At 64.4% G+C, this 23,715-nt stretch carries 20 protein-coding genes and 1 pseudogene; 14 read left to right on the top strand and 7 right to left on the bottom strand.

Translation table 11 applies throughout. The annotated features are described in order from the left end of the window. The first annotated feature begins 195 nt into the window (after positions 1-195). The 6 genes from ACFJIU_RS25170 (at position 196) to ACFJIU_RS25145 (ending at position 6,464) form a co-directional block, all read left to right on the top strand. Positions 196-642, top strand: coding sequence for an ASCH domain-containing protein (locus tag ACFJIU_RS25170; RefSeq protein WP_379073214.1), 447 nt, complete (start codon positions 196-198; stop codon positions 640-642). Beyond that, the gene (gene pheT / locus ACFJIU_RS25165; RefSeq protein ID WP_379064569.1) at positions 639-3,044 is read left to right on the top strand and encodes a phenylalanine--tRNA ligase subunit beta; all 2,406 of its coding nucleotides are present in this window, start codon (positions 639-641) and stop codon (positions 3,042-3,044) included. Before ACFJIU_RS25170 ends, pheT begins: the two co-directional genes overlap by 4 nt. 93 nt (positions 3,045-3,137) lie before the next feature. Then, positions 3,138-3,974, top strand: coding sequence for an aldo/keto reductase (locus ACFJIU_RS25160; RefSeq protein WP_379064567.1), 837 nt, complete (start codon positions 3,138-3,140; stop codon positions 3,972-3,974). A 431-nt stretch (positions 3,975-4,405) separates the two neighbouring features. Further along, a complete protein-coding gene (locus ACFJIU_RS25155) occupies positions 4,406-5,416 on the top strand; it encodes a Tim44 domain-containing protein (protein WP_379064565.1) in 1,011 nt (336 codons plus the stop codon). A gap of 131 nt (positions 5,417-5,547) precedes the next feature. Beyond that, the gene (locus ACFJIU_RS25150) at positions 5,548-6,150 is read left to right on the top strand and encodes a nucleotidyltransferase family protein (protein WP_379064563.1); all 603 of its coding nucleotides are present in this window, start codon (positions 5,548-5,550) and stop codon (positions 6,148-6,150) included. A gap of 17 nt (positions 6,151-6,167) precedes the next feature. Further along, the gene (locus ACFJIU_RS25145; RefSeq protein WP_379064561.1) at positions 6,168-6,464 is read left to right on the top strand and encodes a hypothetical protein; all 297 of its coding nucleotides are present in this window, start codon (positions 6,168-6,170) and stop codon (positions 6,462-6,464) included. 87 nt (positions 6,465-6,551) lie between these two features. Here ACFJIU_RS25145 and ACFJIU_RS25140 read toward each other — a convergent pair whose 3' ends face one another. Then, entirely contained in the window at positions 6,552-7,547 is a 996-nt protein-coding gene (locus ACFJIU_RS25140) for an aldo/keto reductase (RefSeq protein WP_379064559.1), read from the bottom strand. A gap of 106 nt (positions 7,548-7,653) precedes the next feature. On the opposite strand from ACFJIU_RS25140, the pseudogene ACFJIU_RS25135 reads away from it, so the two are divergent. The 5 genes and pseudogenes from ACFJIU_RS25135 (at position 7,654) to ACFJIU_RS25115 (ending at position 12,693) form a co-directional block, all read left to right on the top strand. Continuing rightward, positions 7,654-8,554 (top strand): annotated as a pseudogene (locus tag ACFJIU_RS25135) (LysR substrate-binding domain-containing protein). Between the two features lie 24 nt (positions 8,555-8,578). Continuing rightward, positions 8,579-9,166, top strand: a complete 588-nt coding sequence (locus ACFJIU_RS25130) for a cytochrome b (protein ID WP_379064557.1) — start codon at positions 8,579-8,581, stop codon at positions 9,164-9,166. Between the two features lie 55 nt (positions 9,167-9,221). Next, positions 9,222-9,803, top strand: a complete 582-nt coding sequence (locus ACFJIU_RS25125; protein ID WP_379064555.1) for a YceI family protein — start codon at positions 9,222-9,224, stop codon at positions 9,801-9,803. A gap of 80 nt (positions 9,804-9,883) precedes the next feature. Further along, a complete protein-coding gene (locus tag ACFJIU_RS25120; protein ID WP_379064553.1) occupies positions 9,884-10,870 on the top strand; it encodes a Gfo/Idh/MocA family protein in 987 nt (328 codons plus the stop codon). Between the two features lie 164 nt (positions 10,871-11,034). Continuing rightward, positions 11,035-12,693 (top strand): FAD-binding dehydrogenase, encoded by a 1,659-nt coding sequence (locus ACFJIU_RS25115; RefSeq protein WP_379064551.1) that lies wholly within the window; start codon positions 11,035-11,037, stop codon positions 12,691-12,693. Between the two features lie 39 nt (positions 12,694-12,732). Here ACFJIU_RS25115 and ACFJIU_RS25110 read toward each other — a convergent pair whose 3' ends face one another. Both ACFJIU_RS25110 and ACFJIU_RS25105 read right to left on the bottom strand, forming a co-directional pair. Next, a complete protein-coding gene (locus ACFJIU_RS25110; RefSeq protein ID WP_379064549.1) occupies positions 12,733-13,086 on the bottom strand; it encodes a hypothetical protein in 354 nt (117 codons plus the stop codon). A gap of 16 nt (positions 13,087-13,102) precedes the next feature. Further along, positions 13,103-13,537 (bottom strand): Lrp/AsnC family transcriptional regulator, encoded by a 435-nt coding sequence (locus tag ACFJIU_RS25105; protein ID WP_379064547.1) that lies wholly within the window; start codon positions 13,535-13,537, stop codon positions 13,103-13,105. Between the two features lie 126 nt (positions 13,538-13,663). Between ACFJIU_RS25105 and ACFJIU_RS25100 the strand changes: the two genes are divergently transcribed. After that, positions 13,664-16,714: an aminotransferase class III-fold pyridoxal phosphate-dependent enzyme gene (locus ACFJIU_RS25100; RefSeq protein ID WP_379064545.1), complete on the top strand. Its 3,051-nt coding sequence runs from the start codon at positions 13,664-13,666 to the stop codon at positions 16,712-16,714. A 127-nt stretch (positions 16,715-16,841) separates the two neighbouring features. Continuing rightward, a complete protein-coding gene (locus tag ACFJIU_RS25095; protein ID WP_379064543.1) occupies positions 16,842-17,855 on the top strand; it encodes an amino acid ABC transporter substrate-binding protein in 1,014 nt (337 codons plus the stop codon). A 37-nt stretch (positions 17,856-17,892) separates the two neighbouring features. On the opposite strand, the gene ACFJIU_RS25090 is transcribed toward ACFJIU_RS25095, so the two are convergent. From ACFJIU_RS25090 to ACFJIU_RS25075, 4 genes are all read right to left on the bottom strand, one after another. After that, positions 17,893-19,293, bottom strand: coding sequence for an APC family permease (locus ACFJIU_RS25090; RefSeq protein WP_379064541.1), 1,401 nt, complete (start codon positions 19,291-19,293; stop codon positions 17,893-17,895). A gap of 57 nt (positions 19,294-19,350) precedes the next feature. Then, positions 19,351-19,836: a hypothetical protein gene (locus tag ACFJIU_RS25085; protein ID WP_379064539.1), complete on the bottom strand. Its 486-nt coding sequence runs from the start codon at positions 19,834-19,836 to the stop codon at positions 19,351-19,353. An 82-nt stretch (positions 19,837-19,918) separates the two neighbouring features. After that, entirely contained in the window at positions 19,919-21,109 is a 1,191-nt protein-coding gene (locus ACFJIU_RS25080; protein WP_379064537.1) for a nitrilase-related carbon-nitrogen hydrolase, read from the bottom strand. A 171-nt stretch (positions 21,110-21,280) separates the two neighbouring features. Beyond that, complete coding sequence (locus ACFJIU_RS25075; RefSeq protein WP_379064535.1) at positions 21,281-21,646, bottom strand: response regulator transcription factor; 366 nt, start codon at positions 21,644-21,646, stop codon at positions 21,281-21,283. A 572-nt stretch (positions 21,647-22,218) separates the two neighbouring features. On the opposite strand from ACFJIU_RS25075, the gene ACFJIU_RS25070 reads away from it, so the two are divergent. Next, positions 22,219-23,628 carry an MATE family efflux transporter gene (locus tag ACFJIU_RS25070; protein WP_379064533.1) on the top strand — a complete coding sequence of 470 codons (1,410 nt, stop codon included), beginning with the start codon at positions 22,219-22,221 and terminating at the stop codon, positions 23,626-23,628. Positions 23,629-23,715 lie beyond the last annotated feature (87 nt).

Genomic DNA, 23,715 nt, shown 5'->3' with positions numbered 1-23,715 from the left:
GTTGAAGACACACCGCTTGGCCGTTTCCAGATCGACTGGGGCATCGCCGAGCCGACGACCGAACTGGGGAGCATCGTTTCCCGGAACGATGAGCCGCGTGCGTTGACCTTTGGCGACCCGCTCTACCCGAATGAGACCAAGACCTTGGGCGTGTATCGCAACGATGCTAGCGGCGAATGGCTGCTTCTCGCCGAGATCACGCCTGGTGTCTGGGCACTTGGACGGCAAGTCGGCGACCCCGCAGTGACCTTTGCTTTCGGCGACAGTCCGGAACTGCAGGACGAACTGCTGGCGCTGGTGCTGGCAGGCCGCAAGACCGCGACCTGCGGGGCACTGCGTGACTTCGGCGATCACGAGCCGGTGCCGCAGGTCGGACGGCGCGATGTCGTGCTCGATGGCCTGGGCCGCCGTGCCGCGGTCATCGAGACGCTGTCGATCGAGATGAAGCGCTTCGACGAGGTCGATGCCACCTTTGCGCGCGAAGAGGGCGAAGGCGACCTGTCCTACGATTACTGGCGAGAGGCGCACGAAGCCTATTTCGGCCGCAACGGCGGTTATTCGCCTGACATGATTCTGGTTTGCGAGCGTTTCCGGCTGGTGGAAGTGCTCGACCGCAACAATACGAAACGAGTGAACCCATGAAATTCACCCTCTCCTGGCTCAAGGATCATCTCGAAACCGATGCCACGCTGGACGAGATCGTCGAGCGTCTGACCTCGATTGGCCTCGAGGTCGAAGCGGTCGACGACAAGGCGGCGCTCAAGCCCTTCGTCATCGCCAGGGTGCTGACGGCTGCCAGGCATCCGGACGCCGACAAGCTGCAGGTGCTGAGCGTCGACATCGGCTCCGGTACGCCGGTTCAGGTCGTCTGCGGTGCGCCGAACGCGCGTGCCGGTCTCATTGGCGCCTTCGCGGCGCCAGGCACCTATGTGCCCGGCATCGACGTCACCCTCTCGGTCGGCAAGATCCGCGGTGTCGAAAGCCATGGCATGATGTGTTCCGAGCGCGAGCTCGAACTGTCGGACGAGCACAACGGCATCATCGATCTGCCACAGGATGCGCCGGTCGGCACCTCCTTCGCGGCCTATGCCCATCTCGACGATCCGGTCATCGAGATCAACCTGACGCCGAACCATCCGGAAGCCACCGGCGTCTACGGCATCGCGCGCGATCTCGCTGCATCGGGGCTCGGCAGACTGAAGACCGCACCGGTCGAACCGGTCGCCGGCAAGGGCGCCACCCCGGTCAAGGTCAGGATCGAAGCGCCGGATCTCTGCCGTGTCTTCGCGCTCAGGCTGGTGCGCAACGTCAAGAACGGCCCGTCGCCGAAATGGCTGCAGCAGCGGCTGATGGCGATCGGCTTGCGGCCGATCAACGCCCTGGTCGACATGACCAATTACATCACCTTCGATCGCGGCCGGCCGCTGCATGTCTTCGACGCCGCCAAGGTTGCGGGTAATCTGGTGGTCCGCCGCGGCAAGGAAGGCGAAAGCGTGCTGGCGCTCGACGGTCGTACCTATTCGGTGACCCCGGACATGTGTGTCATCGCCGACGACAATGGCGTCGAATCCATCGCCGGCGTCATGGGTGGCGAACATTCAGGCTGTGACGAGAACACCACCGACGTGCTGATCGAGGCTGCCGTCTGGGAGCCGCTGACCGTCGCCCGCACCGGTCGCACGCTCGGCATCATCACCGACGCGCGCTACCGCAACGAGCGTGGCATCGATCCGGTCTTCAACACTCCGGGCATCGAGCTTGCCACGCGCATGGTGCTCGACCTGTGCGGCGGCGAGCCGGCCGAGATCGAAGTGTCTGGCGAGACCGGTTTCACGCCGAAGGTGGTCTCCTTCCCGGTGGCCGAGGTCAAGCGCCTGACCGGTATCGACGTGCCGAAGGTAGAAAGCCTCGACATCCTGACCCGCCTCGGTTTCGTGGTGAAAGGCGATGGTGATGTGGTCGAGGTCGCGGTGCCGTCCTGGCGCCCCGACGTCGACGGCAAGGCCGACCTGGTCGAAGAGGTGATGCGCATCCACGGTGTCGACGAGATCCGGCCGCAGCCGCTGTCCAGCCATGGCGTCGTCAACGGCAAGATCCTGACCACGCTGCAGATCCGTACCCGCGCCGCCAAGCGTGCGCTGGCCGTGCGTGGCATGATGGAAGCCGTGACCTGGTCGTTCATTCCGGCAAAGCATGCCGAGCTGTTCGGCGGCGGCCAGAAGCACCTGAAGCTGGCGAACCCGATCGCTGCCGACATGTCCGACATGCGGCCTTCGCTGCTGCCCGGCCTTGTCGCGGCAGCGCAGCGCAACGCCGATCGCGGTTTTGGCGATGTGGCTCTGTTCGAGGTCTCCGGCACCTATGAAGGCGATACACCCGAAACGCAGCGCCGTGTCGCCGCCGGCGTGCGTCGCGGCACCGCCAGGCTCGACGGTTCCGGCCGCCACTGGGCCGGCAACGCCCAGGGCGTCGGCGTGTTCGATGCCAAGGCCGACGCCATCGCGGCGCTCGAAGCCTGCGGCGCGCCGGTCGACCGGCTGCAGATCGAGACGGGCGCGCCGTCCTGGTACCATCCGGGTCGCTCCGGCGTCATCAAGCTCGGCCCAAAGGTGGTGCTCGGCCATTTCGGTGAGTTCCACCCCACGGCGCTGGAGGTGCTCGATGCGTCCGGTCCGCTCTGCGGCTTCGAGGTGTTCGTCGACGCCATTCCAGAGCCGAAGGCCAAGCCGACCCGCACCAAGCCGAAACTGGAACTCTCGGCCTTCCAGGCCGTGAAGCGCGATTTCGCCTTTGTCGTCGACAAGGCGGTCGAGGCCGGCACGCTGACGCGCGCTGCCCTTGCCGCCGACAAGAAGCTGATCACCGGCGTTTCCGTCTTCGACGTGTTCGAAGGGGCAGCGCTCGGTGCCGGCAAGAAGTCGATCGCCATCGAGATTGCGATCCAGCCGGTGGAAAAGACGCTGACCGACGAGGATTTCGAAGCGCTGGCCAGGCGCGTGGTCGAAAACGTCGCCAAGCAGACCGGCGGCGTGCTGCGGACTTAACATCTTGCCCTGGATGTTGACGCATCCGGGGCGTCTCAATCGCCGGCGTGGCCCATCCGGGCCACATGACCATCTGTATGGGGGATAGCAACGATGCCGGCGATCCGTACCACGCGACTTCCAGCAAGCACCGATGTTCCGGTGCTCGGCCAGGGCACCTGGTACATGGGCGAGGACAGGCGCCGCGCCGCCGATGAGGTGGCGGCGCTGCGGCTTGGGCTCGATCTCGGCATGTCGTTGATCGATACTGCCGAGATGTATGCTTCGGGTGGCGCCGAGGAGGTCGTGCGCGAGGCCATTGCCGGTCGCCGCGACGAGGTCTTCCTGGTCTCCAAGGTACTGCCGTCGAATGCCTCGCGCCAGCGCACCATTTCGGCCTGCGAGACCAGCCTGAGGCGGCTGGGCACGGACCATATCGATCTCTACCTGCTGCATTGGCGTGGCGGCGTGCCGCTGGCCGAGACGGTCGAGGCCTTCGAGGCACTCATGGCTGCCGGCAAGATCGGCCACTGGGGCGTCAGCAATTTCGACGTCGACGACATGCAGGAACTGGCGCGTGTTTCCAACGGCGCCCAGACCAACCAGGTACTCTACAATCTGGAAAGCCGCGGCATCGAGTTCGATCTTTTGCCGGCTTCGCAGCGGGCCGGCATTCCGGTCATGGCTTATTCGCCAATCGGGCAGGGCGGCTTCGCGGGCGATGACAGGCTTGCCGCGATCGCCGGGCGGCACGGTGTCAGCACCACGCAGGTGGCGCTGGCCTGGGTGCTGCGCCACGAGGGTATCATCGCCATTCCGAAAGCGGTGAGGCCTGAACATGTCCGAGCCAATCGCGCCGCAGCCGATCTCGTGCTGACCGAGGCGGATCTCGCCGAACTCGACGCCATCTTCCCGCCGCCGCGTCGCAAGGTGCCGCTGGAGATGATCTGAGAGCAAGGTTGAACGCGAGCGCTTGGGTGCGTCCTTCGAGGCTCGCCGGCAAGTTTTGCATGAATTTTCGAGCGCCTTGCGGGCTCGCGCCTCAGGATGAGGGCCGTTGTACAACCGCGCTCAGCTTCTGAGACGCATCAGAACAGGCGCCCTGGCACCCAACGGCCTTCATCCTGAGGTGCGAGCCAGCGAGCCGGTGGAAACTAAGCGCGATCATAGCCGGGCGAGCCTCGAAGGACGCACCGCAAACCTGGAAATGTCGCTGTCGCCTCTGCCTTTTCCATGTACCGGCTCTTGCAAAGCGCGTCGGCATTTCCCACATCCCGTGCGCGGACCGGGCCCCTCTGACGTCTATGCAAGACGTGATGTCGGACCGCTGAATTGGGCCCGCTTTGCATTTTCACCGGAGCGGGTTGTGGGAGAAGGACCCGATGATCTCTGGCAAGACACGTTCATTTGCATTGTTGGCCACGCTTCTGATGGCGTTCACGCTGGTGTCGACCGATTTCGCCGACGCCCGGCGCGGCGGCAGCTTTGGCAGCCGCGGCACGCGCACTTTCCAGTCGGCGCCGCCGACACGCACCGCGCCGGCCCCGACCGCTCCGGTCGAACGCTCGATGACACCGAACACCGGACCGACCGCGACGACGCGGCAGCAGCAGCCTGGCATGGCGCAGCAGCAGCGCCCCGGGCTGTTCAGTGGTCTCGGTGGCGGCCTGATGCGCGGCATCCTGATCGGCGGTCTGCTTGGCGTCCTGTTCGGCTACGGTTTCGGCGGCATGGCCGGCGCGCTTGGTTTCATCGTGCAGCTTCTGCTGGTCGGCCTTGTCGTGATGCTGGCGCTGCGCTTCTTCCGCTCGCGCCAGGCGCCGGCAACGGCGACGGCCAGTGGTCCGGCCGCCGGCGGGCCTGGCGAGATGTTCGGACGCATGGCCAATCGCGACGCTGTCGAGGATGAGCGCCCGGCCGGCAATGGCCGTGCGGGTTCGTTTGGCATCCCGGGATTTGGTACCCAGGCGGCTCCGGCCTCGCAGGATATCGAGCTCGGCAAGGAAGACCTCGACCGGTTCGAGCGCATGCTGGACGAAGTCCAGACCGCTTTCGCCAAGGAAGACCATGCCGGCCTGCGTCGCCTGTCGACGCCCGAAATGGTGTCCTACTTCTCGGAAGAGCTGGCCGACAATGCACAGAACGGCCTTCGCAACGACGTTGCCGACGTGCATCTGGTGCAGGCCGACATCGCCGAAGCCTGGCGTGAAGACAACCAGGACTACGCCACGGCGGCCTTCCGCTATGAGTCGATCGACGTGATGCGCGACCGCAAGACCGGCAAGGTGGTCGAGGGCGACGAGAGGCTCAGCGAGACGACCGAGCTCTGGACCTTCACCCGCCCGCACGGCGACGACTGGAAGCTGTCGGCGATCCAGGAAGCGTCTGCTTGATACCAGAGGTCCGGATGTTGATACATCCGGACGCCTCAAGCTCGGAAATGGCCCGCAAAACCTCGCGGGCCATTTCCGTTTCAACGGGACGGCGCGTTGCTCAAACTGGCGAATCGCCGTCTTCTCGGCTCATGCATCACCTGCGCCATTCCGGCCTGCCCTTTGCCGATCAGGCAGCTGCTCTCAAGACGATCCTGCGGGCCGACCCCATCGTCTGGAAAGCGCTCGAGCTTGCCCGCGACCTGACCCTGCCGGACGGAATGGTCGTCTCGGGCGCGATCTATAACAGCGTCTGGAACAGCCTGACCGGCAAGCCGTCGGGCCATGGTATCAAGGACATCGACCTCTTCTACTGTGACGGCGCCGACCTCTCCTACGAGGCGGAAGATGCCGTCATCCGGCGCGCGGCCGCGCATTTCGAACGCTTGCCGCTGCCAGTGGAAGTGCGCAACCAGGCCCGCGTGCATCTCTGGTATCCAGACCGGTTCGGTCGCATTTGCCCAGCCTATCGCTCCAGCGCCGAGGCGCTCGGCTATTTCGCCTCGCGTACGCATGCCGTGGGCGTTCGGCTGACGGTGGCAAATGATATCGACGTCATCGCCCCGTTCGGCCTCGACGACATCTTTTCCTTCCGCATCACACCGAACAGGGTGATGGACAATCGCGAAACCCACGAGGCCAAAGGTGAACGTGCCGTGCGGTTGTGGCCGCAGATCACGGTCGAGCACTGGTAAGCAGTGAAAGGAACACGATGCGCATCCTTCTCATTCTTGGCGCTCTTGTCGTTGGAACGATCGCCGGGATTTACCTGTTCGGGATGATCTGGCGAACCACCGCTCCAGACGGAGAAGTGGCGATGATCGTAGGGGGGGCCACGCCAGTGCTCCTCGGGGCGTGGGCGTTTCTCGGCACAAAGAGCGCCGACGGCCACAGGCCAAGCCTCGGCAATGTACGGACCTGGTTCGCTCTTCTGGGTATCGTCGCGGCAGCCGCAGGGCTCTTTGTGCTGCTGATAGCAGCCCTCTTCCTGATGGTTCAGCGCGGTTAGTGTGGCCTCGTATCGCGGTCGAGCCTCGGTGAAAGCTGGTCCTTCTCCCACAGGGGGAGAAGGAAAGACCGGGCCGATTGCTGCAGGTCAGCCGTTGACCAGAGCCAGCGCCTCTTCCGTGTAGCGCTTGCCGATCACCTTGTCGGGCGACAGCGCGTTGCCGATCTCGGCGACTTCTGCGCCGGTCAGCTTGATTGCAGCCGCTCCTGTATTCTGCTCCAGGTGATGGATCTTGCGGGCGCCGGGGATCGGCACGATGAAGTCGCCCTGGTGCAGCACCCAGGCCAAAGCAAGCTGGGCGGCCGTCACGCCTTTTTCCTTTGCGAAGCGTTCCAGCACGGCCACGACCTTGGCATTGGCGTCCAGCGCCTCGGGCTGGAAGCGCGGCAAGGTATGACGCCAGTCATCGGCGCCAAGCTGCTCCGGCTTGCTGATCGTGCCGGTCAGCAGGCCGCGTCCGAGCGGGCTGTAGGGCACGAAGCCGATGCCGAGTTCACGGCAGACGTCGAGGATCTCTTCTTCCGGATCACGGCTCCACAGCGAGTATTCGCTCTGTACGGCGGCAATCGGATGCACGGCATGGGCACGTCGCAGTGTTGCCGCGCTCACTTCCGAAAGGCCGAGTGCGCGCACCTTGCCTTCCTTGACCAGTTCCGCCATCGCGCCGACCGTGTCCTCGATCGCCACGTCGGGATCGACCCGATGCTGGTAGAAGAGATCGATGACGTCGGTGTCCAACCGGCGCAGCGATGCCTCGGCGACGGCTTTGACATGCTCGGGCCGGCTGTCGACGCCGATCATGCGTTCCGTGCCGCTGCCCTGTTCGGAGATCTTGAAGCCGAACTTGGTGGCGATGGTCACATGATCGCGCACCGGCTTCAGCGCCTTGCCGACCAGGATCTCATTGTCGAAGGGACCGTAGACTTCCGCGGTGTCGAAGAAGTCGACGCCGATGTCGACGGCATGCCGCAGCGTACGGATCGCTTCCGCTTCCTCCTGGCCGCCATAGGCAAAGCTCATGCCCATGCAGCCGAGGCCGACTGGAAAGACTGTGAGTTCGGTTCCGAGTTTGCGCTTTTGCATCGCGATGCTCCTTGGTCTCGATGGTTGCGATGCGAGAGAGATAGCGCCTTGCCTTGTGTTCGATAATTGTCTCATAACTGCACGAGCTATTCTAAAAGTTAGAACAATGGATCGAAGCCATCTTGCCCAGCTTGCCGTGCTTGCCGCCGTGGCGGACAGGGGAAGTTTCCGCGGCGCCGCGCGCGACCTGGCGATTGCGCCTTCGGCGGTCAGCCATGCCGTGTCCAGCCTGGAAGCCCGTCTCGGCGTGCGCTTGCTGGCGCGCAGCACGCGCTCGGTCGCGCCGACAGAAGAGGGTGCCCGGCTGCTCGAACGCTTGCGTCCAGCCCTGTCCGAAATCGACCTGGCATTGGAAGCAGCGGTCGAGGCCAGGGACCGTCCCGCCGGCAATCTGCGGCTGACCGTTCCGCGCACCGCGCTGAACCTCGTACTGGCGCCGAAGCTCGGGGCCTTCGCCAAGGCCTATCCCGAGATCGTGCTCGACGTCGTCATAGAGGACCGTTTCACCGATGTGGTCGAGGGTGGCTTCGATGCCGGCGTGCGGCTTGGAGAGAGCCTGCAGCAGGACATGGTTGCCGTGCGCATCGGTCCCCCAGATCCGCAGTGCCGTGGTTGGTGCGCCGTCCTACTTCGCCAGGATGCCGAAGCCGAAACATCCGCGCGACCTCGTCGGCCATCGCTGCATCCGCTTCCGCTTCTCGAGCGGGGTGCTCTATCGCTGGGAGTTCGAGAAAGATGGCGAGGAGATCGAACTGCCGGTGCAAGGGCCGCTGATCCTCGGCGTCGATGGTGCGATCGTCCGCGCCGCTGTCGATGGCGCCGGTCTTGCCTTTGTCTTCGAGGAGTATGTCGCGCAGCCGCTGGCCTCGGGGAGTCTGGTGCGGGTGTTGGAAGACTGGTGCCCATCTTTCGAGGGTTTCTCGATCTACTACCCGAGCCGGCGCCAGATGCGACCGGCACTGCGCGCCTTCGTCGATTTCTTCCGCTGGCGTGACCGGGATGATTGACCGCGTCGCGGTCGTTCATCCGTCATGGCATTCCTGATCAGGAACACTCAGACCCGCTATGGCTGGATCGCGATCCTGCTGCATTGGCTGATCGCTCCTTTGCTCATCGGCCAGATCGTGCTTGGCCTCGCCATGGTTCGGGTAACCAGCCAGCGCACGGCCTTCGAGCTCATCCAGTTGCACAAGTCCCTCGGCTTCCTGGTGCTGGGTCTTGTCGTGCTGCGGGTCGGCTGGCGGCTGGCCAATGCCGCGCCGCGACTTCCAGCCGGAACCGGGCGTCTGGAAAGGCGGGCAGCGCCGGCCACCCATGTCGCGCTCTATGCGCTGCAACTTCTCCTGCCGCTCACCGGCTGGGCGCTGGTGTCGGCTTCCGTTCTCGAAATCCCAAGCATGCCGTTCGACCTGTTCGTGATGCCCAACCTGCCAGTTGCGGTCTCGGACAGGGGTGAAGCCTGGTGGCGGGCTGCGCACGCCTATCTGGCCTACATGGCCATTGCGCTGGTGGCAGTGCATGTGCTGGCTGCCTTGCGGCATCATTTCCGGCTGGGAGACAACGTGCTTGCCCGCATGATCTCACCTTCACGCCAGCGTGATGACACTGAACCGGAATAGACGCCCTGCATGATGCGTTGATCCAGCGAGTACCGCACTCAGCCGGAAAGCTCCGATGTCGTTTCGCCGTCTCGCCCTTTTCATGCTCGCCGCGATAGCCGTCGCGAGCTCCACTGCCTACGCGGCGACCTCGCTCTCCGCCGCCGGCGGCCGCTATACGATCAACCCGGCCGGATCCAGCATCCGCTTTTCCATCGGCAAGGCCGGCGGCGGCAGCCTGGACGGCGCCTTCGCCCGTTTCACCGGCAACATCCGCGTCGACAATGCCGATGCCGACCGTTCCGAGGTCAACATCACCATCATGCCGGCCAGTGTCGGTACCGGTCAGGGGCGCATCGATGCGTTCCTGCGCTCGGATGCGGTCTTCGATGCCGCCAACGACCCCGAGATCCGCTTCCGCTCGACCAGCGTGCGGCGGACCGGCGAGGCCACGGCGACGATAACCGGCAATCTCACCGCCCGTGGCAAGACCTCGTCGGAGAAGTTCCAGGCCGAGCTCAAATCCTTTGCCGGCGGCATGATCACCTTCCGGGTCACCGGCAGGGTGCTGCGCTCGCGCTACGGCATGGATGTCGGAACGCCGATCTACTCCAACGTCGTCGAATTCGACATGACGCTGTCAGGGCGGCGCAGCTAGAAAGCTGCCGCAACGGCACTGGTTTTTCGGCGCGTTTCGCGCAAGTCTCGCCAGCACAGAATCTTGCGAGGAAATGCCGGATGTTTCGTTGGGGTGTGTTGTCGACGGCCAAGATCGGACGTGAGCAGGTTCTGCCGGCCATTGCCGATTCCGGCAATGGCGTGCTGACGGCCGTGGCCAGCCGCGATGTCGGCAAGGCGCGGGCGTTGGCGGACCGTTTCGGCGCGCCGCATGCCTTTGGCTCTTATGAGGAGTTGCTGGCCTCATCGCATGTCGATGGCGTCTACATCCCCGTGCCGACCTCGCAGCATGTCGAATGGGCGGCCAAGGCGATCGAGGCGAAGAAACACGTGCTGGTCGAGAAGCCGCTGGCGCTCGACGCCAAGGATATCGCGCCGCTGATTGCGCTGCGCGACCGCCACAAGGTGCTGGTCTGCGAAGCCTTCATGGTCATCTACCATCCGCAGTGGATCAAGGTGCGCCAGCTGATTGCCGACGGCGCCATCGGCAGGCTGCGTCAGGTGCAGGGTTGCTTCACCTATTACAATGTCGACCCCGCCAACATGCGCAACCAGCTCGATCTCGGTGGCGGCGGGCTGCTGGACATCGGCGTCTATCCGATCGTTTCCACGCGCTTCGCGGCTGACCGCGAGCCGTTGCGGGTGCAGGCGACGATCGAGCGCGACAAGACCTTCGGCACCGATGTCTATTCCTCCGTGCGCGCCGATTTCGGCGATTTCGAACTGTCCTTCTATGTCTCGACGCAGATGGCCGGGCGCCAGTCGATGGTGTTCCATGGCGACAAGGGTTTCATCGAAGTGGCCTCGCCTTTCAATGCCGGCGTCTACGATCATCACCGGGTCGAACTGCACAACCAGAACCATGCTGAAGCGCAGGTCTTCCGCTTCCCGGGCGTGCAGCAGTACAAGCTCGAAGCAGAAGCCTTCGTGCGTGCTGCACTTGGCGGCGGCGATCGCGTCTTCACGCTGGAGGAATCGGTGCTGAACCAGAAGGCCATCGACGCGATCTTCCGCGCCGGCGACAAGGACGGCTGGGAGACGGTCTGACATTAGAGCAATTCCAGCAAAAGTGCGCAGCGGTTTTGCGTTCGGAATTGCGTAAAAACAGATAGTTAGAGCGTTTCCGCGTTCCCGTTAAAAGCGGAAACGCTCTAGCTTCGCCCCGGCGGGAGGAACAGGCCGGGATCGACGACGCAAAAGGGAGGGGAACATTGGCTTACGACGCGGATGTCATCATCGTCGGCGCTGGTCTCGCAGGGCTGGTCGCTGCGGCCGAGCTCGCCGAGGCGGGCAGGAAAATCCTCATCCTCGACCAGGAACCCGAACAGTCACTCGGCGGCCAGGCCTTCTGGTCGTTCGGCGGGCTGTTCCTGGTCGACTCGCCCGAGCAGCGGCGCATGCGCATCCGCGACTCCCATGACCTTGCCCTGGAGGATTGGCTGGGCACCGCCGCCTTCGATCGTCCGGAGGATCACTGGCCACGGGAATGGGCGAAGGCCTATGTCGGTTTCGCCGCCGGCGAGAAGCGTGCCTGGCTTTCCGAACGTGGCATCAAGTTCTTCCCCGTCGTGGGCTGGGCCGAGCGCGGCGGCGGCAATGCTGTCGGCCATGGCAATTCAGTGCCGCGCTTCCATGTCACCTGGGGCACCGGCCCTGGGGTGATCGAGCCCTTCGTGCTCCGCGTGCTTGAAGCGGCGAAACGCGGGCTCGTCACCTTCAAGTTCCGGCATCGCGTCAGCGAACTGACAAAGAGCGGCAAGGCGGTCGATGGTGTACGCGGCGAGGTGCTGGAAGAGAGCAGCGTCGAGCGCGGCCGCAAGAGTTCGCGCACGGTGACAGGCGACTTCGCCTTCAAGGCGCAGGCGGTCATCGTCGCTTCCGGCGGCATCGGCGCCAATCATGAGCTGGTGCGCCAGAACTGGCCGACCCGCCTTGGCGCGGCCCCGAAACGCATGATCACCGGCGTGCCGGACCATGTCGATGGCCGCATGCTGGCGATCACCGAAAGTGCCGGCGGCTCGATCATCAACCGCGACCGCATGTGGCACTATGTCGAGGGCATCAGGAACTGGGCGCCGGTCTGGACCGACCACGCCATCCGCATCCTGCCCGGCCCGTCGTCACTGTGGCTGGACGCGCGCGGCAAGCGCCTGCCGGTGCCTCTTTATCCCGGCTTCGACACGCTGGGCACGCTCGCCCACATCATGAAGACCGGCTTCGATTATTCCTGGTTCATCCTGACCGAGAAGATCATCCGCAAAGAGTTCGCCCTGTCGGGGTCGGAGCAGAACCCCGATCTTACCAACAAGAGCTGGCGCCAGGTGCTGCAGCGCGCCACATCGGGCATTCCGGGTCCGGTCAAGGCCTTCCTCGACAAGGGCGAGGACTTCATCGTCGAGCGCGAGCTGCCGGCGCTCGTCGCCCGCATGAATGCGCTGGCCGGTGGCGAGCCACTGCTCGATGTCGCTCAGGTCGAGCGCGAAATCCGTGCCCGCGACATGCAGCTCGACAATCCCTTCTCCAAGGACATGCAGGTGATCGCGCTGCGCGGCGCCCGCACCTATCTCGGCGACAAGCTGATCCGCACCGCCAGGCCGCACAAGATGCTCGACCCCGCCAACGGGCCGCTGATCGCCGTGCGCCTTAACATCCTCACCCGCAAGACGCTGGGCGGCCTGCACACGGATCTCGACAGCCGGGTGCTGGGCGCCGATGGCCAGCCGGTGGAGGGTCTCTATGCCGTCGGCGAGGTGGCCGGCTTCGGTGGTGGCGGCGTGCACGGCTATGCGGCTCTCGAAGGTACCTTTCTCGGCGGCTGCATCTTCTCGGGCCGCAGCGCGGGTCGTGCGGCTGCGAAGGGTGTGCGTTAGCGTTCCCTTCTCCCTCAAGGGGGAAGGAAGAGAGCGGCCTCAGCCCTTCCTGCCGTTGCTTTTCTTGAGATCGCGCAGGAGGTCGGAACAGCTTGCCGGTGTCTCGAGGCCGATCGGGCCGTTCACCTTGGCCTTGGAATCGGCCATCAACTTGTTCACCTTGGCCTGCGGATCCTGCCATTTCACCTTGCGCGCGAACTTCAGCAGCGATGTCCGCATCTCGTCCAGTATGCCGGGCGTCTTGACGTAGGCCGCGCATTGCTGGGCGAGCGAGAGCGACATCACCTGGCCCATGAACTGGCTTTCATATTGTTTCGGAACCTTGAATTCCTGGGCTGTGGCCGGCGAAGCGGCAACGGCGAGGGCAAGAAAAAGGGTCGCTGGAATTTTCATCGGGGTATTCTCGGAGTTATTGGCGTTCAATATCGCGCCTGAGCACGATCAGCGAGGTCAGGTCCTCGACGCTGGCGTGCGAGGCGATCTGGTCGCGCAGCGTGTTGAGCCGATCGATCGACGGCACCTCCACCTCGACCACCAGGTCGACCTGCCCGGAAATGGACGAGACCCGCCGCACCTCCGGATGGCGTGCGAGCTGGTCGAGCACGCCGATCGAAGGCGTGCGAACCAGCGTCACCATCAGGAAAGCGGAAAGCTGGTTCTGCTCCAGTTGGCCGATATCGGCGCGGTAGCCGCGGATGACACCGCTTTTCTCCAGCAGCGCCACGCGCTCGCTGGTGGCGCTGCGCGACAAGCCGATGCGCGCCGCCAGGGTTTTCAACGGAATCCGTGCCTCCTTGGACAGGATGGCGAGGATATCCCGGTCCTTTGCGTCGAGTTCCTTCATGGCGATTTCCACTCACCGTTAATATGCCGGTCGAAGCAGGCATAGTGCCGGTCTGACCGACGCTTTGCCGGATGCCCGATTTTTGCGCCCGTGCCAAGCTCCATGAAGATCAAATCCGGACCTGCAATGACCAACATCACTCACCCGGCTCCCAATTTCTCGCTGATCGAAGCGCGCGCGCTTGCCGCCAGCCATTTCGGCGTTTCCGGCTCGGTCGGCTCGCTCGACAGCGAGCGCGACCAGAATTTCAGGCTGACTTCGGAAGACGGCGACTGGATCCTGAAGGTGGTCAATGCCAGCGAGCCGCGCGGCGAGAGCGAGTTCCAGACAGCGCTGCTGGATCATCTCGCCGGCAGCGGGATCGACCTTTCAGTGCCTTCCTTGAAAAAGACGCTGGACAACACTTCGCTCGCCTTCGCGGCGGCCAATGACGGCACCCGCCATGCCTTGCGGCTGGTCTCCTGGCTGCCAGGCCAGCCGCTGGCGGAAGCCGAGCGTTCGCCCGAGGCACTCGACAGTCTCGGTCGCGCGCTCGGCAAGCTCGACCGCGCGCTGCAGGGTTTCATCCATCCCGGCGCGCTGCGCAGCTTCGACTGGGACATCCGCCGCGCCGGTGCCTCGCGTCGCCGCCTGACGCATGTTGGCGACGCCAATGACAGGGCGCTGTTGGAGCGGTTCCTCGATCGCTTCGACGCCCATGTGGCACCGCGCCTGTCCGCGCTGCGCGCGCAGGTCATCCACAACGACGCCAATGACTGGAACGTGCTGGTCGATGCCGCCGATCCGAAGCGGGTCGCCGGCCTGATCGACTTCGGCGACGCGCTCTATGCGCCCTTGATCGCCGAACTGGCTGTCGCCTGCGCCTACTCCATTCTCGATACCGAGGATCCGATCGGCGCGGCGGCGAAGCTCGCCGCCGGATTCCACGCCGAATATCCTCTGCGCGAGGAGGAGATCGATCTTCTCTTCGATCTCATCGCCATGCGCCTCGTCACCAGCGTGACCCTGTCGGCGCTGCGCCGGCAGGAGGCTGGGGACAATCCCTATCTGGCCATCAGCGAAGCGCCGGCCTGGCGCATGCTGCGCCGGCTCGATGCCATGAACCGCAGCTTCGCCACCGCGATCCTGCGCCATGCCTGCGGCTTCGATGCCGTACCGGGCGCCCGCGCCGTCACCGGCTGGATCGCGGCTCACACAAAGAGCCTCGCACCGGTTCTCGACCGCCATCCGGCGACCCTGGTCAAGGAACTGGTGCCCTATGGCGATCCGCGACACCCGATGACGGTCGCGTCGGCGGCACAGCAGCCGGCCAAGGCCAGCGCCTGGTGGGACGCGCATTGCGCGGAATACGGCATCGAACTCGGCATCGGCCCCTGGGGTGAGGTGCGCACCGTCTATGCCAGCGACATGTTCCAGTCACGCTTCGTCGAACAGGAGCGCCGCATCCATCATCTCGGCCTCGACCTGTTCATGCCGGCCGGCACCAGGGTGCGCACGCCGCTTGCCGCGACCGTGAAGAGCGTCGAAATCGAAGAGGACCCCTTGGGTTATGGCGGCCTCGTCGCCCTGGAACACGCACCGGAAGGCTGTCCTGCCTTCGTCACCCTGTGGGGTCATCTCGCCCATGAGGCGGCGTCCCGCCTGAAGCCGGGCCAGCGCCTGGAAGCGGGCGAAGTCGTCGGCGAGATGGGTGTGGCCGCGCAGAATGGCGGCTGGGCGCCGCATCTGCATTTCCAGATCTCCACCGACACCAGCCTGTCGGCGCGCGAGATCCTGGGTGTCGGCGAAGCACGCTATCTCGACGTCTGGCGCCAGCTCTTCCCCGATGCCGCCGAACTCGCCGGCATTCCGCCGGAGACCTTCGTCCAGACCGGTCGCAGCCGTCCCGAGATCGTGGCGGCGCGCAAGACGTCGCTGCTGCCCAACCTGTCGATCTCCTATTCCGAGCCGATCAAGTTCGTACGCGGCGAGGGTGCCTGGCTGATCGACGACCGCGGCCGCGCCTATCTCGACTGCTTCAACAATGTCTGCCATCTCGGCCATGCTCATCCCGATGTGGTCGCGGCGATTGCCCGGCAGGCAGCCAGGCTCAACACCAACACGCGCTATCTGCACGACGCCATCGTCACCTATGCCGAGCGGCTGACGGCAACGTTGCCGGAAGAGCTTTCGGTGGCATCCTTCGCCTGCTCGGGCAGCGAGGCCAACAGCCTGATGCTGCGCATGGCCCGCAACCACACCGGGCGCAGCGACGCCATCGTGCTGGACTGGGCTTATCACGGCACGACCCAGGAACTGATCGATCTCAGCCCCTACAAATACAAGCGCAAGGGCGGCAAGGGCCGGCCGGCGCATGTGTTCGAGGCGACGATCCCCGACAGCTATCGTGCTCCGCAGGAATGGCCGCTCGCCGAACATGCCAGCCGCTTTGCCGAGAGCATTGCCGAGCAGATCGCGGCGATCAAGGCGCAGGGCCGCGCGCCGGCGCTGTTCATGGCTGAATCGATCCCGAGCGTCGCCGGCCAGGTCTTCCTGCCGGAAGGCTATCTGAAGGAGGTCTACGCCCTGGTTCGTGCAGCCGGCGGCGTCTGCGTCGCCGACGAAGTGCAGGTTGGTTTCGGCAGGGTCGGCAGCCACTGGTGGGCATTCGAGACGCAAGGTGTGGTGCCTGACATCGTCACCATGGGTAAGCCGATCGGCAACGGCCACCCGATGGCGGCGCTGGTGACGACGAAGGAGATCGCTGCCACCTTCAACAACGGCATGGAGTACTTCAATACGTTCGGTGGAAACCCGGTGTCCTGTGCGGCCGGCCTTGCCGTGCTCGATGTCATCGAGCGCGACCGCCTGCGCGAGAACGCAGCGAGCATCGGCGCCTATCTGGTCGAACGCTTCCGCGAATTGCAGACGCGCTACGACATTATCGGTGACGTGCGTGGCATGGGGCTCTTCCTCGGTATCGAACTGGTCGAAGACCGCAAGACCAAGGCACCGGCGACATCACTGGCGCGACGCATCAATGACGGCGTCCGCGCGCGCGGTGTGCTGATCGGCACCGAGGGGCCGTTTGACAATGTACTGAAGATGCGCCCGCCAATGATCTTCAGCCGCGCCAATGCCGATCATCTGGTCAGCGCATTGGACGACACCTTCGGCGAGGTGCTGGCCACGCGCTAGCGCTTGCGCTGAGACTTTCCCCGGCGGTGTTGTCCGCCGGTTGGTTCACGGCAGGAAACAGGATCAACGACGGTGTGGGAGCACCGGCGTCAGGAGAGGCTTTGCCTCGAACAACAGGGAGGAGACCATGAAGAAGCACCTTTTCACAGCAGCTCTTTTGACGGCGTCGGCAGCCGCCATGCCGGTAAAGGCCGATACGCTCGATACGATCAAGCAGCGCGGCACCGTCACCTGTGGCGTCAGCCAGGGCGTTGCCGGTTTTTCGGCTCCCGATGATGCCGGCAAATGGCATGGCTTCGACATCGACTTCTGCCGCGCCGTTGCGGCCGCAGCACTCGGCGACGCCGACAAGGTCAGCTACGTGCCGCTGTCGACCAAGGAAAGGTTCACGGCACTGCAGTCCGGCACTGTCGATCTCCTGTCGCGGCAGACCACATGGACGTTGTCGCGCGATGCCGGCATCGGCATCCATTTCGTCGGCACCGCCTATTATGACGGCCAGGGTTTCATGGTGCGCAAGGATCTCAATGTCGACAGCGCCCTGAAGCTTTCCGGTGCTACCGTCTGCGCCGAGCAGGGCACGACGACCGAACAGAACACCGCCGACTATTTCAGTGCCAACAAGCTGCAATATGAGCCGGTTGTGGTCGATTCCGCAGAGGGCATCATCAAGGCCTTCGACAGCGGCCGCTGCGATGTCTACACCACCGACGCCTCCGCGCTATACGCGCAGCGTCTCAAGCTGGCCAACCCCGACGGCTATGTCGTGTTGCCTGAGATCATCTCCAAGGAGCCGCTCGGACCGGCCGTGCGCCAAAGCGACGACAAGTGGTTCAACATCGTGCGCTGGACGCTGTTCGCGCTGCTTGAAGCGGAAGAGCTGGGCATCACCCAGGCAACGGCGGAAGCCGGGCTCACCTCGACCAATCCGGCGGTCAAGCGCTTCCTCGGTGCCGATGGCGACAACGGCAAGCAGCTCGGGCTCGATCCGCGTTTCGCCTACAACATCGTCTCGAAGGTTGGCAATTACGGCGAGATCTTCGAACGCAATCTCGGCCAGTCGAGCGCACTCAAGATCGACCGCGGCATCAACAAGCTGTGGAATGCCGGTGGCCTGATGTACGCCCCGCCGCTGCGCTGACCGGGAGCGCGCCCGGTCAGGTGGTGCATCTGCGAGCCTACGCTTCGGACAGCTGTGACACCTGTCCGGAGCGCATCGCGACGACGATGCCGAGCACTGCCGCGATCGGCAGCAGCCAAGGTGCGTAGTCGAGCAGGCCGAGGCTGCCGGTCAATGTCGCGTAGTTCTTGATCACCAGCAGCGCCGCCGTGCCCAGGCCGATGGTGGCGACCAGGGCGATCAGCAGCTGGATCAGCGAGCCGGTCTCCCTGTCGCGGTTCTTCCACGTGAAGACCGCCACCGAGAGCGAAGTCACCGCCTGCAGGATGATGATGCCGAGCGCCGCCAGTCCGAATGTGCTGGACAAAAGGGTCATCAGCGGGTCGGCGTCTGCAATCGCGAACAGCGCCACCGCAATCGCCGAAACCACCGTGACGGTGATGCTGGCGACATGCGGCGACTGCAGCCGTGCATGCAGGCTGCCGAGCACGCCAGGCAGCATCCCTTCGCGGCCAAGTGCGAACAGGTAGCGCGCAGCGGCGTTGTGCAGGGCAAGCGTCGCGGCAAGCGCGCTCGTCACCATCAGGAACTGCACCGCCACCAGGAACACCGGGTGGGTGTATTGCGCGAAGGCACGGAACACCAGCGTGCCCGGGTTCTCGCTGGCCGCGGCCACGACCTTGTCTTCGCCGAAGGCGAGCACCACCGCCCACATGGTGATGGCATAGAAGATGGCGATGAACACCACGGCGGTGATCAACGCCCGGCTGACCGTGCGGTGTCCGTCGCGTGCCTCCTCGCTGTAGATGGCGGCGGATTCGAAGCCGAGGAACGAGACGAAGGCGAACATCAGGCCGACGCCGAAGGAACCGCTGACGATGTTGGGCAGGCTGAATGAACCGAAGGTCACCTGGGCCGGGCTGGTCGGTGCAAGCACCGCCACCGTCAACACGACCAGGATCAGGACCTCCAGGGTCAGCAACACGGCGAGCAGGCGTGCGCCGAGCGTGATTTCGCGGTAGCCGACGATGGCGGTGATCACCAGGCAGATCGCACCCCACGCTTTCCACGACAGGTCGATGCCGAGGTTTTCCGAGAAGAACACGCTGGCGAAGAAGCCGAAGCCGCCGACGCTGCCGATGACCATCATGCCGTAGACGACGATGGCGACGAAGGCCGCGGCCCCGCCGGCAAGCGGTCCAAGGCCGTGGCGGACATAGGCATAGAAAGCTCCCGAGTGTTTTACATGCGGGCTCATGCGGATGAAGCCGATGGCGAACAGGATCAGCACGAGGCCGGCCAGCAGGTAGGAGCCCGGCATGCCGACGCCGTTGCCCATCAGCACGCCGAGTGCACCGTTGCTGGCTACGGCGGCGAGCGGTGCTGCAGCGGCTACCACGAGAAAGAAGATATCGAAGGAATGCAGGCTGCGTCTTGGCGCGGTGTTGGTGGAAGACATGGCGTTTGGTCCGGCGATGGCGTGAAACGAAAAGGGGAAGGCAAGCGGTGCCCGCTCTTACGGCAGGGTCACGCGCTTGCCTTCCAGGGGTGTCGGCAGCGGGCCGCGCAGCAGCTTGTCGTCGGCACCGTAGAACCGCGCCGCCGCCGTGCCGGTGAAGGCGTCGCCGGCGAGGTCGATCTCGTAGGAGATCTCGCCGCGGCTGACGAATTTGTGGGTCTTGCGGTCGGCGGTCACCTCGACGAATTTGCCGATGACCTTGCCGTCCTTCTGTGCCCAGATACCCTTGCCGTCGCTGTCGCTGTTGTCGGGATTTCCGGAGTCCGGATTGGCCTGCTGCATGGTGCCGTCGGCATTGAAGACGAACATGTGATGGGTGAAGGGCGCGTCGACCGCCTTGACCACCCATGTGCCGACGATGCCGGCTGGCTTGGCTGCGTCTTCCGCGCTTGCCGATGTGCCTGCCGCGAGAAGCAAAACCGCAGTCGGCAATATGATGGATCTGGCGAGCCGCCGGAGCGGACCGGGTCGTAAAATATGCATGGATAGCCTCCCTTGTTGAACCGAACCGCGCCGCCTGTTCCCTGGTTGATTATGCTTCGGGCAGCGGGTTCGGTATTCCTGATCAGTCCTCGTTCCAGGGCGCCCACATCGCCTGTGCGGCGGCCCAGTCGTCATTGCCTTCCGACGGCGCTGGTGTGTAGCGCGCGCCCGGCATCTCATGCGCCGGCAGAGTCCAGGTGCCGCGCTCGACCAGCCTTGCGATGTTGTCGCGATAGACCTCGTCCACCGTCGCGTGACGCTCCGGATCGCGGTTCAGCCACAGATTGCGCGGGTGGATCGGCTTCTCGTACATTTTGGAGAACAGCTCGGTGCGCAGGTCCTTCAGCCAGTTCGAATTGAGGTTCATGGCGCGGAACTGCCGCAGCGCCTCGATGTCGATCAGGCTGGCCACCATGGTGTTGGCGCCGCTGGCCGAATAGGAGCTGATGTTGCCGCGGAAGTCGACGATGTGGCTGTTGCCGCCGGCGATGTCGATCGGATGGCGCGAACTCGGCGAGAGATAGACCGGCCCGATATTGGGACACAGCATGTAGACGCTGTTGAAGTCGGCGTGCGCCCGGTTCTGGATCATCCAGCTGCCGCCGCCGGGATAGGACGAGCCGGTCATCGGCATCGCCTCCGAAGGACGATAGACGACCTCGGCGCCGCCGAAGGCGAGCGCGCGCACCGCCTCCGGATATTCGCCGTCGGAACAGCAGATGGTGCCGATGTTGCCGATGTCGTCGGTGCGCAGCACCGGGTAGAAAGCCTCGATGCCGTCGCCGAAAAGTTCGACCCAGCGGTCGTAGATGTCGTGCGGCGTGCAACTGCGCTCGCGGCACCAGATGTGGTTCTTGGCGGCGCGGTGGACGAGCTTGCCCTTGCGGTCGATGACGAACAGCGTGTTGAAGAAGCGGTCTTCCATCACATCGGGCCAGCGCGCCTTGCACTGGCCTATGATGTAGGTGTCGTAGTGCCGGGCCAGCTTGCCGAGCGCCTCGGTCTCTTCGCCGGGCAGGTCGATGAAGATGTCGCGCGCCGCGGTGACATGCGGCACGTCGAAGATTTCGTCGGTGAAACCGGTCAGCGCGCCTTCGGCCAGCGCCACAACGCGGATCGGCGCGTTGATGGCGCAGATCGAGACGGCGGCATGGATGGCTTCCTCGATCGTCTCCAGATTGTGCCGGATGTGCTTGCGCTGTGCGACGCCGGTGACGATGGTCGAAAGTCCGATCGCCATGTAGGGCGCGACATAGGCGGGACGTGGGGCCATTCCGGTCGATACTCCAACTGTCGGTCGGAGGAGCGATGTCTGCGGGAACGGGCGTCGGCATAAGCCAAGCCATCTCCCTCCAACGCCGCGTTCCTCCCAGGCGTCTACAGGAACCGGCAGGATAGGGAGACTTGGCGGGCCGGGGCTATCATACCGAAGTACGACGCCTCGTCAGCCGCGGCCGTGCAGCTTCTTCATCAGCTCGCCGCGGTTGCGCACGCCGGCCTTGACCAGGATGCGGCTGATGTGGGTCTTCACCGTCGGCAGTTCGATATCGAGCCGCCGGCAGATGTCCTTGTTGCACATGGCGGCGCCGACAAGATTGGCGATCTCGCGCTCGCGCGGCGTCAGGCCGGGGATGTCGAGCGCGGATGCCTCGTCCTCATCGGAGAGCACGCTGTCCTCGACAAAACCAACCAGCCTGTCGAGAAAGGTGAGGTTGTCGGACGTGAAGGGCCCGTTGCGTTCGCTGCGCAGCAGCGAGGCGCCGGCGACGATCCGCGATCCGGCCCGGAAATAAAGTTCGGTCTGGTGCACCGTGTTCTGCGGTACCGGAATTGCTCGAAATATTCTGGCGCGCCGACGTCGCGCCGCGCGGTCTCGCGCGTCACCGAACGTAGCCTTATGCCTGCCTGGCCGACGCGTTCGGGATGCAGCGGGTCGAAACGCCAGAAGCGATGGTAGTAGCGGTTCAGCCAGTAGGGCGAGAGACCCGACAGGCGATGGTCGACGACATGCCTGCCGTCTTCGACGCGATAGAAACAGCAGCCGACAAGCGGCATCGCCGCCGCGACGACTGTCAGGAACTGGTCTCCGAAAGCTGTCCTGTCGAAATGCATGAGCGTTGGCCCGATCGACGGATCGGCCATTTTCGGCCTCTCCGGTTCCCCTGTCGCGGCAATACTTTAACATCATAATATCGTTATGCGGCTGCCAAAATAAATCGAATTCCTGCAATCGGCCGCCGGCTGGATCAATTTTTCAGGCTGCTGTGCCCTTGCAAACGCCAGTTTGTTCAATGAAAACCGGATTCGAGCCGGGAGCCATTCCGTTTCCGGCCAGATGCGGATTCCGGCTGACGCCGACGCGCCGCAGGGAAGTATAAGACAATGTCCGCGATCGAAGCCGGTGTGAGAGCGCCGGGAAGCCTCTGGCGCTCCGAAATCAAGTCAACGCTGTCGCTTGCGTGGCCGATGGTGCTGACCAATCTCGGCCAGACGGCAATGACCGCCACCGACGTCATGATGATGGGGCGGCTCGGGTCTGAGACGCTCGCCGCCGGCGCGCTCGGTTCCAACCTTTATTTCATGCCGATGATCTTCGGCCTTGGCCTGATGCTGGCCACCTCGCCGATGATGGCGACGGAACTCGGCCGCTTCCGCCATTCGGTGCGCGACGTGCGCCGCACCGTGCGCCAGGGTCTCTGGTCCGCGATCTTCATCGCCGTCCCGATCTGGATATTCCTCTGGAATGGCGAAAGGATCCTGCTGGCCATGGGCCAGGATCCCGTGCTTGCGCATCAGGCCGGCATCTATATCCACTGGCTGCAATGGGCGCTTCTGCCATTCTACGGCTATATCGTGCTGAGGTCCTTCATTTCGGCGCTCGAGCGCCCCGGCTGGGCATTGGTCATCGTCTTCATTGCGGTGAGCGCCAACGTGCTGCTCAACTGGATGTTCATGTTCGGCAATCTCGGCGCGCCCAGGATGGGCATCGCCGGTTCGGGACTGGCCACCACCATCTCGTCGGTGCTGATGTTCATCGGCATGGTCCTGGTGGTGACCCGGCACAGGAAATTCCGCCGCTACCATTTGTTCGGCCGTTTCTGGCGCTCCGACTGGCCACGCTTCCGGGCGCTCATGAAGCTCGGCCTGCCGATCGCCGGCATCCTGGCCTTCGAAGTGACGATCTTCAACGCCGCTGCCTTCCTGATGGGGCTGATCAACGCGCCGTCGCTTGCCGCGCATGCCATCGCCCTGCAGATCGCCTCGATCAGCTTCATGGTGCCATTGGGTCTCAACCAGGCCGTCACCGTGCGCGTCGGTCTTGCCTATGGGGCCGGCGACAAGGACGGCATCAGTCGCGCCGGCTGGACCTCCTACGCCATGGGGGTCGGCTTCATGTCGCTGACCGCGCTCACCATGATCTTGTGGCCGCGCGTGCTGATTTCCGGCTTCATCGACGTGCATGATCCGGTCAACAGCCAGGTTGTCGGCCTCGCCGTCTCGTTCCTGGCGTTTGCCGCGCTTTTCCAGATCGTCGATGGGGCCCAGGCCGTCGGCGCCGGCATGCTGCGCGGCCTGCATGACACCACGGTGCCGATGCTCTACGCGGCGATCGGCTATTGGGGCGTCGGCCTGCCGCTCGGCGCGCTGCTTGCCTTCCATTTCGGCTTCGCCGGCATCGGCATCTGGATAGGCCTTTCGACGGGACTGGCGGTCGTCGCGGTGCTGCTGCTCGGCCGCTGGCTGCGCCGTGACCGTCTGCCGGCAAAGTCAGGCGTGATCGCGATGCATTGATTTGGTGCGTCCTTCGAGGCTCGCCCATCTGATGTTCTGCTATTTCTCCGTGGGCGTGCGGGCTCGCACCTCAGGATGAGGGCCGTT

Origin of the sequence: Mesorhizobium sp. UC74_2 (genome assembly GCF_042701485.1) — a bacterium.
GTDB lineage: Bacteria > Pseudomonadota > Alphaproteobacteria > Rhizobiales > Rhizobiaceae > Mesorhizobium.
The sequence above is the reverse complement of the archived record's forward strand: the minus strand, read 5'-3'. Positions and strand labels throughout refer to the sequence as shown.

Coding starts and splice junctions, on each gene's coding strand:
- pheT (WP_379064569.1), top strand. CDS start 639: ATGAAATTCACCCTCTCCTGGCTCAAGGATCATCTCGAAACCGATGCC.
- ACFJIU_RS25160 (WP_379064567.1), top strand. CDS start 3,138: ATGCCGGCGATCCGTACCACGCGACTTCCAGCAAGCACCGATGTTCCG.
- ACFJIU_RS25155 (WP_379064565.1), top strand. CDS start 4,406: ATGATCTCTGGCAAGACACGTTCATTTGCATTGTTGGCCACGCTTCTG.
- ACFJIU_RS25150 (WP_379064563.1), top strand. CDS start 5,548: ATGCATCACCTGCGCCATTCCGGCCTGCCCTTTGCCGATCAGGCAGCT.
- ACFJIU_RS25145 (WP_379064561.1), top strand. CDS start 6,168: ATGCGCATCCTTCTCATTCTTGGCGCTCTTGTCGTTGGAACGATCGCC.
- ACFJIU_RS25140 (WP_379064559.1), bottom strand. CDS start 7,547: ATGCAAAAGCGCAAACTCGGAACCGAACTCACAGTCTTTCCAGTCGGC.
- ACFJIU_RS25130 (WP_379064557.1), top strand. CDS start 8,579: ATGGCATTCCTGATCAGGAACACTCAGACCCGCTATGGCTGGATCGCG.
- ACFJIU_RS25125 (WP_379064555.1), top strand. CDS start 9,222: ATGTCGTTTCGCCGTCTCGCCCTTTTCATGCTCGCCGCGATAGCCGTC.
- ACFJIU_RS25120 (WP_379064553.1), top strand. CDS start 9,884: ATGTTTCGTTGGGGTGTGTTGTCGACGGCCAAGATCGGACGTGAGCAG.
- ACFJIU_RS25110 (WP_379064549.1), bottom strand. CDS start 13,086: ATGAAAATTCCAGCGACCCTTTTTCTTGCCCTCGCCGTTGCCGCTTCG.
- ACFJIU_RS25105 (WP_379064547.1), bottom strand. CDS start 13,537: ATGAAGGAACTCGACGCAAAGGACCGGGATATCCTCGCCATCCTGTCC.
- ACFJIU_RS25100 (WP_379064545.1), top strand. CDS start 13,664: ATGACCAACATCACTCACCCGGCTCCCAATTTCTCGCTGATCGAAGCG.
- ACFJIU_RS25095 (WP_379064543.1), top strand. CDS start 16,842: ATGAAGAAGCACCTTTTCACAGCAGCTCTTTTGACGGCGTCGGCAGCC.
- ACFJIU_RS25090 (WP_379064541.1), bottom strand. CDS start 19,293: ATGTCTTCCACCAACACCGCGCCAAGACGCAGCCTGCATTCCTTCGAT.
- ACFJIU_RS25085 (WP_379064539.1), bottom strand. CDS start 19,836: ATGCATATTTTACGACCCGGTCCGCTCCGGCGGCTCGCCAGATCCATC.
- ACFJIU_RS25080 (WP_379064537.1), bottom strand. CDS start 21,109: ATGGCCCCACGTCCCGCCTATGTCGCGCCCTACATGGCGATCGGACTT.
- ACFJIU_RS25070 (WP_379064533.1), top strand. CDS start 22,219: ATGTCCGCGATCGAAGCCGGTGTGAGAGCGCCGGGAAGCCTCTGGCGC.